The sequence below is a fragment of the Vibrio sp. 10N.286.55.E10 genome, from assembly GCF_002872555.1.
Taxonomy (GTDB): Bacteria; Pseudomonadota; Gammaproteobacteria; order Enterobacterales; family Vibrionaceae; genus Vibrio; species Vibrio crassostreae.
Genome location: NZ_MCSD01000008.1, coordinates 152466 through 169689, shown reverse-complemented (window position 1 = coordinate 169689; position 17224 = coordinate 152466). Strand labels below are relative to the sequence as shown.

Annotated in this window: 17 protein-coding genes; 6 read left to right on the top strand and 11 right to left on the bottom strand. The window is 42.7% G+C overall.

Translation table 11 applies throughout. From position 1 onward, the window contains the following. Positions 1–608: 608 nt before the first annotated feature. The 5 genes from crr to cysZ all read right to left on the bottom strand — a co-directional run bounded on the left by crr (position 609) and on the right by cysZ (position 5610). The gene (gene crr, locus BCV39_RS06980; protein ID WP_004737851.1) at positions 609–1118 is read right to left on the bottom strand and encodes a PTS glucose transporter subunit IIA; all 510 of its coding nucleotides are present in this window, start codon (positions 1116–1118) and stop codon (positions 609–611) included. Between the two features lie 106 nt (positions 1119–1224). Next, entirely contained in the window at positions 1225–2949 is a 1725-nt protein-coding gene (gene ptsI, locus BCV39_RS06975) for a phosphoenolpyruvate-protein phosphotransferase PtsI (protein ID WP_048660880.1), read from the bottom strand. A gap of 136 nt (positions 2950–3085) precedes the next feature. Continuing rightward, a complete protein-coding gene (locus BCV39_RS06970; protein WP_004734263.1) occupies positions 3086–3343 on the bottom strand; it encodes an HPr family phosphocarrier protein in 258 nt (85 codons plus the stop codon). A 302-nt stretch (positions 3344–3645) separates the two neighbouring features. Further along, positions 3646–4614, bottom strand: coding sequence for a cysteine synthase A (cysK, locus tag BCV39_RS06965; RefSeq protein ID WP_060982183.1), 969 nt, complete (start codon positions 4612–4614; stop codon positions 3646–3648). Between the two features lie 237 nt (positions 4615–4851). Beyond that, positions 4852–5610 carry a sulfate transporter CysZ gene (gene cysZ, locus BCV39_RS06960; RefSeq protein WP_048660878.1) on the bottom strand — a complete coding sequence of 253 codons (759 nt, stop codon included), beginning with the start codon at positions 5608–5610 and terminating at the stop codon, positions 4852–4854. A gap of 229 nt (positions 5611–5839) precedes the next feature. Between cysZ and zipA the strand changes: the two genes are divergently transcribed. The 5 genes from zipA (at position 5840) to BCV39_RS06935 (ending at position 11331) form a co-directional block, all read left to right on the top strand. Continuing rightward, positions 5840–6883: a cell division protein ZipA gene (zipA, locus tag BCV39_RS06955; RefSeq protein WP_102433287.1), complete on the top strand. Its 1044-nt coding sequence runs from the start codon at positions 5840–5842 to the stop codon at positions 6881–6883. Between the two features lie 92 nt (positions 6884–6975). Further along, the gene (ligA, locus tag BCV39_RS06950) at positions 6976–8988 is read left to right on the top strand and encodes an NAD-dependent DNA ligase LigA (RefSeq protein ID WP_102432765.1); all 2013 of its coding nucleotides are present in this window, start codon (positions 6976–6978) and stop codon (positions 8986–8988) included. 389 nt (positions 8989–9377) lie between these two features. Further along, the gene (locus tag BCV39_RS23325) at positions 9378–9533 is read left to right on the top strand and encodes a DNA ligase (RefSeq protein ID WP_102432766.1); all 156 of its coding nucleotides are present in this window, start codon (positions 9378–9380) and stop codon (positions 9531–9533) included. Next, positions 9514–10902, top strand: a complete 1389-nt coding sequence (locus BCV39_RS06940; RefSeq protein WP_102432767.1) for a multidrug transporter — start codon at positions 9514–9516, stop codon at positions 10900–10902. The genes BCV39_RS23325 and BCV39_RS06940 overlap by 20 nt, the downstream gene beginning before the upstream one ends. Before the next feature lie 63 nt (positions 10903–10965). Then, on the top strand, positions 10966–11331 hold the full coding sequence (locus BCV39_RS06935) for a DUF2799 domain-containing protein (RefSeq protein ID WP_102432768.1): 366 nt from the start codon (positions 10966–10968) through the stop codon (positions 11329–11331). 36 nt (positions 11332–11367) lie between these two features. Here the strand turns inward: BCV39_RS06935 and BCV39_RS23140 are convergent, their stop codons facing one another. After that, entirely contained in the window at positions 11368–11544 is a 177-nt protein-coding gene (locus BCV39_RS23140) for a hypothetical protein (RefSeq protein WP_198591312.1), read from the bottom strand. 361 nt (positions 11545–11905) lie between these two features. On the opposite strand from BCV39_RS23140, the gene cueR reads away from it, so the two are divergent. Further along, on the top strand, positions 11906–12301 hold the full coding sequence (cueR, locus tag BCV39_RS06930) for a Cu(I)-responsive transcriptional regulator (RefSeq protein ID WP_102432769.1): 396 nt from the start codon (positions 11906–11908) through the stop codon (positions 12299–12301). Positions 12302–12337: 36 nt separating this feature from the next. Here cueR and BCV39_RS06925 read toward each other — a convergent pair whose 3' ends face one another. The 5 genes from BCV39_RS06925 to BCV39_RS06905 all read right to left on the bottom strand — a co-directional run bounded on the left by BCV39_RS06925 (position 12338) and on the right by BCV39_RS06905 (position 16975). Further along, positions 12338–12793: an NfeD family protein gene (locus tag BCV39_RS06925; RefSeq protein WP_102432770.1), complete on the bottom strand. Its 456-nt coding sequence runs from the start codon at positions 12791–12793 to the stop codon at positions 12338–12340. A gap of 3 nt (positions 12794–12796) precedes the next feature. Continuing rightward, complete coding sequence (locus BCV39_RS06920; protein WP_017063395.1) at positions 12797–13726, bottom strand: SPFH domain-containing protein; 930 nt, start codon at positions 13724–13726, stop codon at positions 12797–12799. Positions 13727–13936: 210 nt separating this feature from the next. Next, positions 13937–14791: a co-chaperone YbbN gene (locus tag BCV39_RS06915; protein WP_102432771.1), complete on the bottom strand. Its 855-nt coding sequence runs from the start codon at positions 14789–14791 to the stop codon at positions 13937–13939. A 398-nt stretch (positions 14792–15189) separates the two neighbouring features. Beyond that, positions 15190–16017, bottom strand: coding sequence for an SDR family oxidoreductase (locus BCV39_RS06910; protein WP_102432772.1), 828 nt, complete (start codon positions 16015–16017; stop codon positions 15190–15192). Between the two features lie 43 nt (positions 16018–16060). After that, positions 16061–16975, bottom strand: coding sequence for a TIGR01777 family oxidoreductase (locus BCV39_RS06905; RefSeq protein WP_102432773.1), 915 nt, complete (start codon positions 16973–16975; stop codon positions 16061–16063). Positions 16976–17224: the final 249 nt, after the last annotated feature.

Here is a 17224-nt window from a genome sequence, read left to right as displayed (position 1 = left end):
CACCGAACTCGGCACTTAGCCTACTAGGTTAATCGATTGAAAGGCCACGTTGACTATAAGTAGTTTTGATCATAAGCGTTAACGTTAGGCTTCCACAAATTAGCTCGTGGTGAGAGATGAGCGCTAAACAGACCCAGCTTCGGCTGGGTTTTTTATTGCCTGAAATTTGGTGAAGGTGTATTTGGAAAAGTGTAGTGCGGGTAAACAGAAGCAAAAGCGAGATTCCCTATCACGCTTTTTCCTCACTGTAGGGAATGACGACTACAGGGTGGTATTGATCTTCTATTACTTACCTGAATCGAAGTCTTTAGTCGTCATCTCAGAATCGAGTAGAACGAGATATCAGAGAACTGCTGTTTGTTACACATCACAAGTGTAATTTGATGTATAGGCGAAATGCATTGAATAGCGCTTAATAACGTTTAGTCAAAACCTAGTTGGATAGTAGGGCGCAAACGGTCAGTGTGGTTGTGATTCTTTGAGGGAGCTTGGAGAAGAGTTTTGGTGTGATAGTCAGTATTGCTATCTGAGGTATTGAAAAAAAACAGCAGGCACAAAAAACGCCACCCTTAGGTAGCGTTTTCATTAAAGCAGATAAGTAATCGAGATTACTTAGTTACTTTAAGAACTGGAGTTTCGCCAACAGTTACAGAACCAGAAAGCTTGTTCAGCTCCTTGATTTCGTCCATGTTAGAGATAACAACTGGAGTAAGCGTAGATTTCGCTTTCTCTTCTAGAAGCGCTAGGTCGAAAGTGATGATAGTGTCACCAGCTTTAACAGATTGACCTTCTTCAGCTACACGAGTGAAGCCTTCGCCTTTAAGTTCAACAGTATCGATACCGAAGTGAACGAAAAGCTCAACACCGTCGTCAGACTCGATAGAGAATGCGTGGTTAGTTTCGAAGATCTTACCGATAGTACCGTTAACTGGAGCTACCATTTTGTCGCCAGCTGGTTTGATCGCGATGCCGTCACCAACGATTTTTTCAGCGAAAACTACATCTGGCACATCTTCGATGTTTACGATTTCACCAGAAAGAGGTGCGATGATTTCGATTGCACCAGCATCAGCGCTGTCATCAGATACAAGCTTTTTCAGTTTGTCAAACAGACCCATTGTGTCATGCTCCTAACGTTTAGTTTTATTCTGTAGAATATACTATACCAATCTAACAAATTAGACGACTATTTTTAGCCGTCTAACTTTATTAAGCATTTGGCGATTACTGAGTTTTCTCAGCGATGAATTTTTCTACGCAAGCTTCAATTTCTGCAGCTGTAGGTAGAGATAGTGCTTCGTCAGCCATAGCTTTAACTTCAGCGAAGTTAGAGTTACGAATTACCTTCTTAACTTTAGGGATAGAGATACCGCTCATAGAGAACTCATCTAGACCCATACCAAGAAGAAGTAGCGTTGCACGCTCATCACCAGCAAGTTCACCACACATACCAGTCCACTTACCTTCAGCGTGTGATGCGTCGATCACTTGCTTGATTACTGTAAGAACAGCAGGAGATAGTGGGTTATATAGGTGAGAAATCATTTCGTTACCACGGTCTACCGCAAGAGTGTATTGCGTTAGGTCGTTAGTACCGATAGAGAAGAAAGATACTTCTTTCGCTAGGTGGTGTGCGATTGCAGCAGCAGCTGGAGTCTCAACCATTACGCCGATTTCGATTTCTTCATCGAAAGCTAGGCCTTCAGCGCGAAGTTCAACTTTGTACTCTTCGATTGCTTTTTTCAGTTCACGGATCTCTTCAACAGAAATGATCATTGGGAACATGATACGTAGTTTACCGTGTGCAGATGCGCGTAGGATGCCACGTAGTTGGTCACGTAGGATTTCACGACGATCCAAGCTGATACGTACTGCACGCCAGCCTAGGAAAGGGTTCATCTCTTGTGGAAGGTCCATGTATGGTAGGTCTTTGTCGCCACCGATATCCATAGTACGGATAATCACTGACTCGCCTTCCATTGCTTCAGCTACTTCTTTGTAAGCAACGTATTGCTCTTCTTCAGTAGGAAGCGCGTCACGGTCCATAAATAGGAATTCAGTACGGTACAGACCAACGCCTTCACCGCCGTTACGCAGGATACCGTCACAGTCTTTTACTGTACCGATGTTGCCACAAACTTCTACACGGTGACCGTCTAGAGTTTCAGCATGCAAATCTTTTAGTTTTGCTAGTTCAGCCGCTTCTGCTTCGAAATCTGCTTTGATTTTCTTAGCTTCCGCTAATTCAGCTTCAGAAGGGTTGATGATGATCTTGTTGTTCATCGCGTCTAGCACAAGCATGTCGCCGTTCTTAACTTGCTTAGTGATATCGTTAGTACCAACGATAGCTGGAAGCTCAAGAGAACGTGCCATGATTGAAGTATGAGATGTACGACCGCCGATGTCACAAGCGAAACCAAGAACGTAGTCTAGGTTGATTTGTGCAGTTTCAGATGGCGTTAGGTCGTAAGCTACTAGGATAACTTCTTCATTGATGTCTGCTAGAGATACAATGTTGATGCCTAGAGCATTTTTAACGAAACGAGTACCGATATCACGGATATCAGTTGCACGTTCTTTTAGGTACTCATCATCAAGAGACTCTAGTGCAACAGCTTGCTCTTCGATCACAGTGTGGATCGCGTTGTCTGCGTGCATTTTGTCTTTCTTGATGAGTGCTAAAATCTCTTCTTCTAGCTCTTCATCTTCAAGCAGCATGATGTGGCCTTCAAAGATTGCTTCTTTTTCTTCGCCAAAAGTTTCAAGTGCTTTTTGCTTAACAACTTCAAGTTGCTGAGAAGATTTGTTACGAGCGTCAAAGAAACGCTGTACTTCTGCTTCAACTTGGTCGTCAGAGATAGATTGAGTGTTTAGGACAATTTCATCTTCTTGAAGTAGTAGTGCTTTACCGAAAGCAATACCAGGAGATGCTAGGATGCCTGAAATCATAGCCTTACCTTAGTTGTTCAACTGTAAACGGGAGAGTGTGTGACTTTAAGTCGTCGACTAATGTCGCGCTTATTCCTATCTATTTCGAACAAAGCCACTTTGCTATGCAAAATGGCTTTGAAAGAAGGAGACCGTATTAGTGTAGTTGATCCATAAGAGCAACTAGGTGGTCAACTGCTTGCTGAGCTTGAGGACCTTCAGCTGAAATAGTAACGTTAGTACCTTTTACTAGGCCTAAAGTTTGTAGTTTGAACAGGCTTTTCGCGCTAGCGCTTTTGCCGTTAGAAGTCACTGTGATGTCAGCGTCGAAAGATTTTGCTTCTTTAACGAACTGTGCAGCTGGACGAGTGTGAAGACCGTTTTCTGCTGTGATTTCTACTTGCTTCTCGTACATTTTATATACCCCAATTAATTTATTTTTTGTAAGTTTGTAACCAGATTAGCTTAACTGCTTTAGCCCAAATGCGCTAGAGGCTAGTACGCCATGTTCGTGTTAGAACTTAGACTGGTTATAAATTTTTATCCAGCCATGGTCGTCTTTTGTTGAGTACTCATGACTTTCAGAATTTGTTTATTGCTTCTTTTATTTTGAAGCGAAAAATAAAACAGACCCGATATTACCAAAGGTGGGGCAGGGATCAACAAAAAAGCCCCTAAACGGGGCTTTTTTGGACGAAAAATTGATTTGACCACATATTATTGTTGGTTCTCTTTTTCCGTAAAGATGCCAGCAAATAGGGCTGTACTTAGGTAACGCTCACCAGAGCTTGGTAGTACGGTAACGATAGTTTTTCCTGCAAATTCAGGTAGTTCTGCGATTCTGTTCGCAGCTACAACTGCCGCGCCAGATGAGATACCTGCAAGAATACCTTCTTCTTTCATTAGGCGTTGAGCCATCTCAATCGCTTCTTCAGAAGTTACCGATTCAACACGGTCAATAATCTCTAAATCTAGGTTTCCAGGGATGAAACCTGCACCGATACCTTGAATTTTGTGTGGAGCTGGCTTGATTTCTTCGCCTGCAAGCGCTTGTGCAATGACTGGAGACTCGGCTGGTTCAACTGCTACTGAAGTAATCGCTTTGCCTTTTTCACCTTTAATGTAACGACTTGTACCAGTGATAGTACCACCCGTACCAACACCCGCTACAAACACGTCGATTTCGCCGTCTGTTGCTTCCCAAATTTCAGGGCCAGTCGTCTGCTCGTGAATCTGTGGGTTTGCTGGGTTGTTGAATTGTTGTAGTAGTAGGTATTTACTTGGATCTGAAGCAACAATCTCTTCTGCTTTAGCAATCGCGCCGTTCATGCCTTTTGGTGCTTCAGTCAGCACTAGGTTTGCGCCAAGCGCTTTAAGCAACTTACGACGTTCTAGGCTCATTGACTCAGGCATAGTTAGCGTTAGCTTGTAACCGCGCGCCGCGGCTACGAAGGCAAGAGCAACACCAGTGTTACCACTAGTCGGTTCAACAAGCTCAATACCTGGCTTCAGAGTACCTGCTTTTTCTGCTTCCCAGATCATGTTTGAACCGATACGACACTTAACACTGAAGCTTGGGTTACGAGCTTCGATCTTAGCTAGGACGTTACCTTTGCTTACTTTGTTAAGGCGGACTAGAGGTGTGTTACCAATCGTTAGGGTGTTGTCTTCGTAGATCTTGCTCATGCGATATTCCTTCATTTAATGACAGAACTAAACGTAGTATATCAATCACTTTACCGTCTAGTGTCTTTCGATGTTTGTTCAGCTTGAATTTAGATTAAACAAGTTGAAAAAAAGGTAAAAGGATTAAAAAGTTATATCATATAGATATGTAGCAGAATTGACGCCTATCTTTATTGAAATCAGAACTTCAAAAAGATAGGCGAAACTAGGAAGTATAGGCAGGGTTAAAGACGAGAACTATAGACGTGAGCGTAGGGCTTGGTCTTTAAACTCAGCAACCCACATTGCTGTTGCGCCACAAACGGCAACGGGCATTACAATCAGGTTTAAAATTGGAATGGTCGTGAAAACAGAAACAAGCGCACCGAAGCTGTAGCTCTTACCTTGTTTTTGTTTCAAATTGTTTCTCATGTCATCGAACTTGATTTTATGATTATCGAACGGGTAGTCAGCGTATTGAATCGCTAACATCCATGCTGTGAAGATGAACCATAAAAACGGTGCAACGGTTTGCCCTAGTGCTGGAATTAACAAAAGTAGGAATAAACCGATCGCTTTTGGCAGAACGTAGACAAGCTTGCGCCATTCTCTCGCTAATATACGTGGGGTATCTTTGAGAACATCAAGTAAACCATCGTCATTCACTTTTTTACCGCTCAGCAACTCTTCAACTTTTTCCGCGAGCAAGCCGTTGAACGGTGCGGCAATGAAGTTAGCGAGCGTACTAAAGAAATACGAGAACGTGGCCAAGATGGTTAACACTAGTAATGGCCATAAAATGTATGACAACCACGATAAGAAGCTTGGTAACGCACCAATCCAACCTTCAATCCAAGTGTTTAGGTTGGAGAAGATATAAAACAAGGCACCACCAACGAGTAACACGTTCGCGATAAGTGGCATGAGTACAAACTTACGAATGCTCGGTGACAAAGCGATTTTTATTCCGAAAATAAAATAGCCAAAGCCGGAGCGGGGAACAGATTCAATAGTCATATTTAAATTAGGTCACATGTGAATTTGATTAAATAGCAAACATGTCTAGTGTACTCGACCAAAATTAAGAAAAAAAGCGTGGTGAAAATCACACCATGTAAGGAACTAATTGTATTAAGTTGTTCTAAAACAGTAGCTACTTTTGATAGAGTAGTGAGATTAGCCAAATTAACCCAACTTAGTGACAGCGTGTTTATCGCTAGTTGACTAAGAAAGCTGAGAGCGAAAAATGCAGGAATTGCGATTTGTACTCATTATTGTTGGCGCATTAGCTATCGCCGCATTATTGTTCCATGGTCTATGGACGAGTAAAAAAGAAGGGAAAGCAAAGTTTGGAGATAAGCCGCTTGGTAAGCTTGATAACGATAGCTTAGATGAAGCAGAAACTATCCCAAATCGTTCATTCGCCCCAGAAGATGATTTTGAGATAATCCGAAAAGAACGCAAAGAACCGGATTTTGCTGTTTCGCCATCTGCGACTGATCCTCTAATCGATTCAGATCCGCTTACAGCGCCACAAGTGAAAGAAGTTCACGAAGACGACATCGAATTGAATGATCTTCCTTCTTTCAGCGTTGAAGACCCAATCAAGGTTGAAAGTGAACCGGAAGAGCTTAAGGAGGAGAAGGTTATTGAGCCTGAAGTTCCAAGCTTTGAGTTGACCGACGAACAAAAAGAAAACCATGCAGGCTTTAAAGAGCAGTACGGTTCGTTTGAAGAAACTTCTGAGACGGTTGATGAGCCACTTGTTCCAAACGAAACGTTCACCCCTGGTGAGCCTGTTGTTGCGAAAGAAGTTGTTACTCCGCAAAGTGCGCCTGTTGAAGAAGCGAAGTCAGATGAAGAACTTGGTTTAGAAGTTATCGTTCTTAATGTTCACTGTGCTGGAGAGATCCCATTCGTGGGTACTGAGCTGTTCCGCAGCATGGAAAACAACGGTCTAACTTATGGTGAGATGTCTATCTACCACTGCTTTGCACAAGCGAGTGACGAACCAAAAGTTATTTTCAGCGTAGCGAACATGATGCAGCCAGGTACTCTAGAACATGACGACCCTGCTGACTTCACGACTAAAGGTATTTCGTTCTTTATGACGTTGCCTTGTTACGGTCAGGCTGATCAAAACTTCAATGTAATGTTGAGTGCGGCGCAGAAAATTGCTGATGATATGGGCGGAAACGTATTGGATGAGTCACGTAACTTAATGACACCAAACCGTTTATCTGATTACCGCAAGCAAATCAGAGACTTTATGACGGCATCGAACGCCTAGCCGTATTGTTTAGCCTTGTAAATAATCTATATTTATAGAAAAGGGCTCCTAAGGGAGCCCTTTTTGATATTTCAATCACGACAGAGAATGATATGAAAGAATCGATTCAAGTTACCTTAGAGCAGTTAAGAGAAACTCTGCATTATCACGCCGTTCGTTATTACGTAGAAGATAGCCCTGAGATCCCTGATGTCGAGTACGATCGATTAATGCAGCAATTGCTAAAGATCGAAGAAGAGAATCCAGAGCTTGTTACGGTGGATTCACCAAGCCAACGTGTTGGCGGTCAGCCTTTAGATGGCTTCACGCAAGTGACTCACGAAATCCCAATGCTTTCTCTAGACAATGCATTCTCTGACGAAGACTTGGATGCGTTCAATAAGCGTATGTCCGATAGAGCACCAACCGCGAACCTTAAAACTTTCTGTTGCGAGCCTAAACTCGATGGCCTCGCTGTGAGCTTGCTTTACGTGAACGGGACATTAGTTCAAGCGGCGACTCGTGGTGATGGCGCAACGGGTGAAAACATCACGGAAAACGTACGTACCATCAGCTCAATTCCACTTAAGTTGCAAGGTGAAGGCTGGCCAGAGCGTATTGAAGTTCGTGGCGAAGTGTTTATGCCAAAAGCCGGCTTCGATAAGTTGAATGAGATGGCTTTGAAGAAAGGCGAGAAAGTCTTTGTTAACCCACGTAATGCCGCCGCAGGTAGCCTACGTCAGCTTGATTCTCGTATTACAGCGAAACGTCCGTTAGCTTTCTACGCATACAGTGTCGGTGTTGTTCAAGGCGCTGAGCTATCAAATAGTCACTACCAACGCTTCTTACAGCTTAAAGGCTGGGGCTTACCTATGTGCCCTGAGACTAAGCAACTGACCTCTCTTGAAGACGTGAAAGCCTATTACCAAGATATTATGACTCGTCGTGATGCTCTGGCTTACGAGATCGATGGCGTTGTTATCAAAGTCGACGACATCGCGGCTCAAGAAGTGCTTGGCTTTGTTGCTAGAGCGCCACGTTGGGCAATTGCTTATAAGTTCCCTGCTCAAGAAGAGATTACACTGCTCAATGACGTTGAATTTCAGGTAGGCCGTACTGGCGCTATTACGCCGGTTGCTAAACTAGAACCTATCTTCGTAGGCGGCGTGACGGTTAGTAATGCCACTTTACACAATGCCGATGAGATTGCTCGTTTAGGCGTGAAGGTAGGCGACAGCGTTATTATTCGCCGAGCTGGTGATGTAATTCCACAGATCGTTGCGGTTGTACAAGATCGTCGTCCTGAGACTGCGAAAGACATTGTTTTCCCTGATGCTTGCCCTGTATGTAGCTCTGCGGTTGAGCGTGTAGAAGGCGAAGCGGTAGCGCGTTGTACCGGCGGTTTAGTGTGTCAGGCGCAGCGTAAAGAAGCCCTTAAACACTTTGTTTCTAGAAAGGCGCTAGACGTTGATGGACTGGGCGTGAAAGTAATTGAGCAGCTTGTGGACCGTGAAATGGTCGAAACACCTGCTGATTTATTTAAGCTAAGTGCTGGCGTGATTACTGTTCTTGACCGAATGGGGCCTAAATCGGCACAGAACGTCGTGAGCGCGCTGAATAAAGCCAAAGACACGACCTTAGCGCGTTTCCTCTATTCACTCGGTATTCGTGAAGTCGGTGAAGCGACAGCGATGAACCTAGCGCAACACTTTAAGACGTTGGAACTGGTTCAAGCTGCAACTCATGAACAGCTAGTGGAAGTGTCAGATATTGGTGACATCGTTGCTAGCCACATCACCAGTTTCTTCTCACAAGAGAAAAACAGAGCGGTTGTTGATCAGTTAATCGAGCTTGGTGTGAACTGGCCTGTGATCGAAGAAGCTCCTGATGACCAAGAACTGCCTTTGGAAGGTAAAGTCGTTGTGTTAACAGGTTCATTGTCGCAATTAGGTCGAAGTGAAGCTAAAGCTGCGTTACAAGCATTAGGTGCGAAAGTGACGGGTAGCGTATCGAAGAAAACGGACATCTTGTTTGCCGGAGAAGCTGCGGGTTCTAAATTAACCAAAGCACAAGATTTAGGTATCGAAATAAGAACCGAAGAAGATCTAATAGCCCTTATTTCGTAAGTAAATACAGATAAAAAAAGCTCAAAGGCACTTCTTTCAAGGGAGTGCCTTTTTTGTTTCTGATATAAAAATGAGGGCTTTTTAATTGTTGAGAATTTTGTTCCTATACGAACTCTAAAATCAGGACAGTGACGCTGCTCAACATTAATGAAATACCATTGTAGTTGTATCAAAAATGCGAGTTACTTCTATTTTTACAAGAGCGCAATCCATTCAAGTGGTTGATATTTATTGTTTTTATTGTTTTTGGTTGTGAGCTTTACAATTTATCGATCTGGATCACTAAGTACCTACTAAATTTGCACCAACTCATATTTTTTTAGATGAAAATTAAGTTCTCATTGATCTTTTTGAGGGCGAAGTTAGTCTTAATGCCATGGATGCACACGATGTGTATAACCAGAAAGGAAATAGAGAATTCAGAGTTTAGGGTTCTCAAACAAGAAAAGGTATTTCTCTCTACGGCGGCCAACTTTAGGTGGGGAATATTCAAACAGCTATATCCATTTTTAGGAGTTTTATTCCATGGAAAACAAATTTTTTAAAGTATCTGCGATTACAGCAGCAATGGTAGGTGCACTTTCTGCTGCTCCAGCTATGGCTGAAGATCCAATCGGTCCTGAGTATGCAAGTCAGGCATCAGAGTTTTTCTCTGAATCTACTATTAGCGGTAACCTAAACTTTTTCATGCGTGCTCGTGACCGAGCTGGTAAAGATGCAAACGGTAACGACACTGCAAAAACTGCTAACTTAGACCACGGCTCTATTTTTGCTAATTTAGGTTTCCACTCTGGTTATGTAGCGGACGTCGTTGGTGTTGACGCTGTTGTATACAGCACATTTGATATGTGGCAAGAAGCTGGTAAATGGGGTGGTGGTCACGAGATGAACTTCTTCCAATGTGATTCAGTTTATTCTACAGACTGTTGGGAAGATGGGCGCGGTGATAACACTGACAATGGTGTTTCATTTGCAAAAGCAGCCATGAAGTTTAAGTTTGGTGAGAGTGTAAATGCTCAGCTTGGTTACTTCCAACCGTCTGTACCAAGCTCATTAGGTGTTAACTGGTCATTCGCTCCTGGTACATACCGCGGTGGTGAAGTTGGAGCTAGTTTTGGTGATCTTTCTCTTGGTTTTGTTGTGGCCGATAACTACAAAGCTCCTTGGTTCAAAGAAACTTACGAGTTCCAAGATGGTGCTGGCAATGATGCTGGTGAAGTATACTCATTAGGTGCTCGCTATGCGTTAGATAACGGTATTTCTTTTGACGTTGGTTACGGTGCTCTGACAGATGGTGACCGTAAGAACTTCCATGTTAAAGTTAAAGGTACAACCGATGGTGGCCTATATTGGTCTCCTCAACTATACGTAGTAGATGATGACAACCAATTTGATAGCACAGCATTCCAAACTGCGTTATTGACATCTATGTCTTTGGGCCAATACAGCTTCCGTGCAGAAGCAACATATACAGTTGCTGATTCTGAAGATACTCGTGGCAATGTTGGTAATATGTCATACCGTTTAACAGAGGCTTATGGTGGTTCTAACGGTGCTTATGATATTTGGTGGAACAACCGTTCTGACTTTAACCACGATGGCGAATATGCGTTCTTCCTATCATCATCTCGTGATTTCTCTGATATCGGTGGAACAGGCTTCAGTGCTGGTGTAAGTGGTGCTTATGGTGCTGGTGCTAAAGCTGATGGTTACGATGAACTAGTAGAGTACGCATACAGCTTCTTCGCAAACTACGCAATTCAAGCTGGTGCATTAAAAGATGCTAACATTAGCTTCTACTACACTAACTACTACAATGACACTAACGCAAATGATTGGGCTGTTTATTCTAACGGATTCAATGATGAGACCGATTTCAAACTAGCATTAACAATTCCTTTCGGAGTTAAGTAAGTTAGATAAGAAATAGAAAAAGCTGGGCATTTGCCCAGCTTTTTTGCTTTTTAGGAGATATTTATGAAACGTATTATTCCCATTACATTAATTGCTTTTAGTTTAGCTGCATGTACCTCTTCACCGAAAACCGCATCTGAGTTTTGGTATGGTCAAGGGGAGCGCTTTGGAAGTCATGGTTATGCGATAGATAATAATTCATTGGCAGATATTAAAGGAAAGGTTGAGTTTGATGAATCTGCCTATCTTGCTGGATATGAAAAAGGAAAATCAGAGTTTTGTGACCCCTACAAAGCGTTTGAAAAAGGTATCAAAGGAACAAGATACATAGATCAATGTGTGGATATGCCTCAAGAGGTGATGATCAAAGCTGAATGGCAAAGAGGCTGGGATGCATTCATTGGTGCTGACTTCTACAAATTTAGGTAGGCTAAGGAACAGTTTCCCTAAACCTACCCACTGTAATTATTGATGCGTACCACCATATGCCTTACATAGTTCACGGGGCAGTTGTTTTACCGCTCCGTCATTGAATGTGCACTGAACACCTGCACCAAATACTTTTCCTGCGTTGTTTTGCGCAATAGAGACGGGAGCTGAAAAAATAAACACTGAAGTTAGTGCTAAAGTTAAAAGTTTCATATTTTCCATCCTTCATACTTACCAAAAAATAAAATAAATCGCATTTAAACGTCATGCTTAATACTCAAGTATGTATATAGATAATGAAAGATCAAAGTTGTATAAAAATTTTTAATGAAAAATAACAAAAGTTAATTTCAATATACCAATCAGTAACTTATTGATTCGTGGTGTCTGGAAGTGTCAATAAATAGAAGGTATTTCCTTTATTGAAAATAAAACGCTTATAAATGGCAGACTTTATTTTCTTAAATTATATTTGTTATGCATGGACGGAGGAACGGTGTATTATTTCTTCTTGCCTCAAAGGCATTAAAGGTCCATAAATGCATAAAGTGTAACTGGTTATTAGAGTAATATCATGAACATAAGTGAAGCGGCTAAACTTACTAACTTATCAACGAAATCTATTCGTCTTTACGAAGACAAAGGGGTTATCACTGCGCCTTTCCGCTCGGAAAATGGTTATAGAAGTTATGATAAGAAGCAGATTAAAGAGCTTGGGATAGTTGCTAAAGCAAGAAGCGCTGGTTTTTCGCTTGATGAGTGCCGTGCGCTTGTTGAATTAGCTGACAATCCTTGTCGAGAAAGTGCCGACGTTAAAGCAAAAGCGCAAAGCAAACTAAACGAAGTGAACAGAAAAATAGAAGATCTATTGGTAATTCAGAAGACATTAAAAGAGTGGGTTGAACAATGCCCCGGTGACTCAAATAGCCATTGCCCGATCATTGACTCACTTGTAGAGAAAAAGCCATAAGTAGGTTACTTATGGCTTTAATAAGGAATGCTTCAACTACTCTTTAGTTGGAGTAATCGTTAATACTATGCCATCTACAGCAGTGACGATCACCTCTGTGCCTGCTTCTAAGTCGTGGGCAGTAACCGCTGACCATGTAGTGTCACCTAAACGGATACGACACTTGCCTTTTTGAATGTCAGTATCGATTCGAGCTATTTGACCTACCAGTTGCTTTTCTCTTTGGTTTAACTCTCGCCCTGCATCCGATTGCTTGTCATTCGAGAGTTGTCTTCTCCACCACAACCAAGTCGTGATAAGTGAGAAGCTTGCAAAGGACAGCCATTGCATCTGCCAACCAATTGGTAGAGCACCCAAAAGTGCACCGACCAACATGGCAGATATGCCTATCCATAAAAAGTAACCAGCGGTTCCAACCAGTTCAAGTGCAAGCAGTGCTAGACCAAATGCCAGCCAGTGCCAGTGGTTTACTTGTTCTAGTAATTCGACCATAAGTTAGTCCTTACTACCTTTGTCATTCTTATGTGCAAACATCTCTGCAATACCAGCCACAGAACCCATTAGGCCTGTTGCTTCAAGCGGTAGCATGATGATCTTGCCGTTTTCTGCTTGGCCAATTGATTTCAGTGCGTCGGTGTAGCCTTGTGCAATAAAGTAATTTACAGCTTGCATGTCGCCTTGAGCAATCGCCGTCGATACCATTTCTGTCGCTTTCGCTTCTGCTTCTGCAGCACGTTCACGAGCTTCGGCTTGAAGTATTGCAGCTTGTTTTTCACCTTCCGCTTTCAGGATTTCTGACTGCTTGTGACCTTCTGCTTTTAGGATCTCTGCTTGTCTTACGCCTTCTGCTTCTAAGATATCAGCACGTTTGTTTCGTTCTGCCTTCATCTGAGCATTCATTGCAGCGGTAAGATCGGCTGGCGGTTGTACGTCTTTAATCTCAATACGCGTAACTTTTACGCCCCAAGGATTAGTTGCTTCATCGACGATGTTAAGCAATTTGGTATTGATCATGTCACGCTGGCTGAGCATTTCATCCAGCTCCATCGAGCCAAGTACAGTACGGATATTGGTGAGGGTTAAGTTACGGATCGCGTGCTCAAGGTCATTTACTTCATAAGCTGCTTTAGGGGCGTCGATAACCTGAACAAAACACACCGCATCAATAACTACGTTCGCGTTGTCTTTAGAGATGACTTCTTGTGCTGGGATGTCGAGTACACGCTCCATCATGCTGATGCGCTGTCCAACTTTATCAATAAATGGAATGATTAAGTTAAGACCCGGTTTGAGAGTATGTGTGTATCGTCCGAAGCGTTCAACGGTCCAGTTGTTGCCTTGTGGAACGGTTTTTACACCAGCGAAGATAAATAACAGTGCGACGGCAGTAAAGACGCCAATAGTAATCAAGGTATCAATAGGCATACAAAGTCCTTTGCAAGTTTAAGTTTTTGAATGTTTATTACTCATACTGGCGCATATTTAAAGGCGGGGCAAATTTATAAATGAGAAATGGGCCATAAAACATTGATTTTATGGCCCATTGTGATGTTTTACATTCGAAAATCTAATAGGTGGATTTGATTGAATTTAGATTTGATAGTTAACTTACGACTCAGCTGTTACAGAACCTGACTAGTAAAGCAGAGAGTACAACTGTCGACGGTATTTACTCGCAACCGCGTTACCTTGTCCAAGCGCACTCAAGATATCCATGAATTCTTTCTTCATGTCACCATCGAGAGTATTAAGATCTTTTGCTAGGAAAGACCACAGTAGATCCATTGCTTCTTCGCTACGGTTCATTTGGTGGTATTGCAGTGCTAATTCAGAGGCCGTTTTAGCATCGCTTGGGTTTTGCTGAAGAGCGGATTCTAGGGCTTGAATCTCAGGGCTGTCTGCTGCCTGTTTATGAAGTTCAAGCTTCGCAACTAAGCCTTTGTAGTAATTATCTTGGTACTCAAGAGGGATGGTTGCTAGCTGAGTTTCAGCAAGGTCAAACTGTTGTGTTTCTAACAAACACTCTGCTATCGCCAGTCTTACTTCACCTTTGCTTGTAAGCTCAGAAGGAAGTTGCTGCATTGCCGCTAGAGCTTGAGTGTGATCGCCTGCTTGCATTAACTCAAGAGCTTGGCGCAGCGCGAGTTCATCTTGACTAGGAAGGTGTTTGCTTAGCATCTCTACAATCGCGTCTAAGCTTTGAGGACCACCCAGTCCATCGACAGGTTGACCGTTAACAAACAGTGCAATCGTAGGCAGTGCTTGAACACCAAACTGGCTAGCAATCGCTTGTTCTTGCTCGCAATTCAGTAGGGCCAAAGTAAAAGCACCGTTGTATTGCTGAGTTAATGTTTGGAGTTCAGGAATGACTTGGGCGCTCTCTTGGTTCATTGGTGCCCAAAAATGGATGAGTACAGGGGTCTGCATCGAACCTTCTAATACTTGACGAAAGTTCTGCTCATTAAGTTCAACAATATGCGGAGATTGCATTTACGTTCCTTGAGGTTTGTTTTGTGGATACGTTGCAAATATGGGGTGAGAAGTCGGTAACTTCAAGATCTAACTCAGTTATCTCAGATAAAAAGCGCTAAAAATAGAAAAACGCCATGCTTCGATGTTGATAGAGTTGTTATCTCAACACGGAAGACACAGCGTTCTCATTGAGGTGGCCAGTGAGGTATTACTTAAGATATTCAAAACAGAATAAACAACGTAATAGCCAAACTCACACCTACCCAATTAAGGCGGTTTAAAGTCATGAAATATCCAGAAGTAGCTTCATCAATTGGGAATAATTGATGAGATAGCCTAAATCATGACATCTTATTGTTACGAATAAATTACATCGTTACATTAAAGTTTGCGACTGTGCATTCAAAGTTACTCATTTATGCTGCTTTTCTTAAAATAGGGTCTAGCAAGCGGCTTGGTAGGAGTCTTTTTAACACAGCGAATACCTTGGTTGGTGTCGTAACTCGGTACCTTAACTTAGGTTTATCGGCAGTCAGCGCATGAAAAACGGGTTCAATGCAGCTTGCAGCAGGCAGGACAAAAGCGTTGTTCGACGACTCTTTTTCAAGTCGGTCTTTTTGCTGTTGGTAAGCTTCTTGGTGGACACTGCCAGAAATGTTGATCCATTTATTGAACGCTTTCAGGGCGTTGGCTCTAAACTGGGTTTCGATAGGGCCGGGCTGAAGTAATGAAATGTGTATACCGCTGCCATGTAGTTCTAAACGTAGAGTATCAGTCCAACCTTCAATAGCGAACTTTGAAGCGTTGTAGGCGCCGCGATATTTCATAGCGGCGAAGCCTAACACTGAACTGTTTTGTACGATTCGGCCTTCGCCACGTTCACGCATATGCGGAAGGATCTGACAAACAAGATGGTGCCAGCCGAAGAAGTTGGTTTCGAATTGCTCTCTGAGGCCTTGAGTCGGTAAGTCTTCTAGCGCCCCCGCTTGGCCGTAAGCACCGTTGTTGAATAATCCATACAACCCGTCAGGTGCGAGTTCAATCGCAAGCTTGGCACCATTTTCAATACTTTCTTGGTTGGAAAGATCGAGTTGAATGCAGGTGAGACCTTCATCTTGAAGGCGTTGAACATCTTGTGGTTCACGACAAGATGCAATGACATGAAAGCCGCGCTTTTGAAGTGCATGGGCACATGTATAGCCAATACCTGTTGAGCAACCGGTAATAAGAATCGACTTGTTCACACTTAATCCTTTATTAGAGTCTCTATCGCTCTAGGGTAAAGAATTAGTCTTGATGTTGTAACAAGTTTTTTAATGCAGGTTCGATCCTAGAGTAACTAAAGTTGAATCCCGTTTCAGTGAGCTTCTTCGGTTTGGATCGAATGCTGTCAAATAGCAAACAAGATGATTCTCCCATCAGAAGCGACATAGCCCATTTCGGAGTGAACAAGAAATGCGGTCGGCGTAGTTGCTTGGCTAGTGTGCTGCTGAACAGTTTATTGGTGACAGGGTGCGGAGCACACATATTAAACTCCCCTTGAGCGTGAGGAATCGACAATAAGTGGTTAATGGCTCTCACCATATCAAGCATGTGAATCCAAGGCATGTATTGTTCCCCAGAGCCTAATGGGCCGCCTACTCCGAGCTTGTACGGCATAAGCATCTTCTTGAGTGCACCGCCATTTTCTCCCAATACAATCCCCGTTCTGAGTAGTATCACTCGCGTGTTATCTGATTGAGCTCTCTTAGCTATCTCTTCCCAGTGAGCACACACTTTATGAGGAAAGCTTTCATCCTCCACTCGTAATGATTCATCAAACGGATGTTGTTGTTGGTCACCATAGTAACCTACGGCTGACCCGCTAATAAAAGCTTGTGGTGGGTTGCTACTGGCCTGAATTAATTCGACCAGTTTTTCAGTGATGTGCCAGCGACTATTACAGATCCTCTCTTTTTGCTCTGTACTCCAACGCTTATCTGCAATCGGTTCACCTGCGAGGTTGACTACAACGTCAAAATCATTGAGATCACTGAGCTCATCAAGGGATTGAATGTAATGAAGATTGTTCTGGTTGAGGTGATTTAGGTTTTGTTTCGCATTTTCAGGACTCCGCGTCAGCAATGTTACGTCGTCAGTGTTCCAACTCTTGACCAATTCAGAGCCAATAAATCCAGTACCACCCGTTAACAATATCTTCATACCAATCTCCCTATTAAACATAATTATAGACACGGCTTGTTTTTAATCGCCAATCAATACGAAAAAATCACTATAACGATCAGTTGGTTTCAATAGTGTGATCCCCAAATTACGCCTTTTTAAATTTAAGAATGAGTGAAATAAAATTCATTTGGCTAGGAAGTATACCGCTATCACACTTATGGGTTTTACTCGGATATGTTACCAACTGCGTAATACTTATCACATAAGGAATGATAAGGATTTGCC

What these genes read in the sequence shown, in the direction of transcription:
- BCV39_RS06940 (WP_102432767.1), top strand. Translation starts at nt 9,514, where the DNA reads ATGGAAAACAAATTTTTTAAAGTATCTGCGATTACAGCAGCAATGGTA.
- ligA (WP_102432765.1), top strand. Translation starts at nt 6,976, where the DNA reads ATGAAAGAATCGATTCAAGTTACCTTAGAGCAGTTAAGAGAAACTCTG.
- BCV39_RS23140 (WP_198591312.1), bottom strand. Translation starts at nt 11,544, where the DNA reads ATGAAACTTTTAACTTTAGCACTAACTTCAGTGTTTATTTTTTCAGCT.
- BCV39_RS06935 (WP_102432768.1), top strand. Translation starts at nt 10,966, where the DNA reads ATGAAACGTATTATTCCCATTACATTAATTGCTTTTAGTTTAGCTGCA.
- BCV39_RS06920 (WP_017063395.1), bottom strand. Translation starts at nt 13,726, where the DNA reads ATGCCTATTGATACCTTGATTACTATTGGCGTCTTTACTGCCGTCGCA.
- cysZ (WP_048660878.1), bottom strand. Translation starts at nt 5,610, where the DNA reads ATGACTATTGAATCTGTTCCCCGCTCCGGCTTTGGCTATTTTATTTTC.
- BCV39_RS06925 (WP_102432770.1), bottom strand. Translation starts at nt 12,793, where the DNA reads ATGGTCGAATTACTAGAACAAGTAAACCACTGGCACTGGCTGGCATTT.
- ptsI (WP_048660880.1), bottom strand. Translation starts at nt 2,949, where the DNA reads ATGATTTCAGGCATCCTAGCATCTCCTGGTATTGCTTTCGGTAAAGCA.
- crr (WP_004737851.1), bottom strand. Translation starts at nt 1,118, where the DNA reads ATGGGTCTGTTTGACAAACTGAAAAAGCTTGTATCTGATGACAGCGCT.
- zipA (WP_102433287.1), top strand. Translation starts at nt 5,840, where the DNA reads ATGCAGGAATTGCGATTTGTACTCATTATTGTTGGCGCATTAGCTATC.
- BCV39_RS06905 (WP_102432773.1), bottom strand. Translation starts at nt 16,975, where the DNA reads ATGAAGATATTGTTAACGGGTGGTACTGGATTTATTGGCTCTGAATTG.
- cueR (WP_102432769.1), top strand. Translation starts at nt 11,906, where the DNA reads ATGAACATAAGTGAAGCGGCTAAACTTACTAACTTATCAACGAAATCT.
- cysK (WP_060982183.1), bottom strand. Translation starts at nt 4,614, where the DNA reads ATGAGCAAGATCTACGAAGACAACACCCTAACGATTGGTAACACACCT.
- BCV39_RS06970 (WP_004734263.1), bottom strand. Translation starts at nt 3,343, where the DNA reads ATGTACGAGAAGCAAGTAGAAATCACAGCAGAAAACGGTCTTCACACT.
- BCV39_RS23325 (WP_102432766.1), top strand. Translation starts at nt 9,378, where the DNA reads ATGTGTATAACCAGAAAGGAAATAGAGAATTCAGAGTTTAGGGTTCTC.
- BCV39_RS06915 (WP_102432771.1), bottom strand. Translation starts at nt 14,791, where the DNA reads ATGCAATCTCCGCATATTGTTGAACTTAATGAGCAGAACTTTCGTCAA.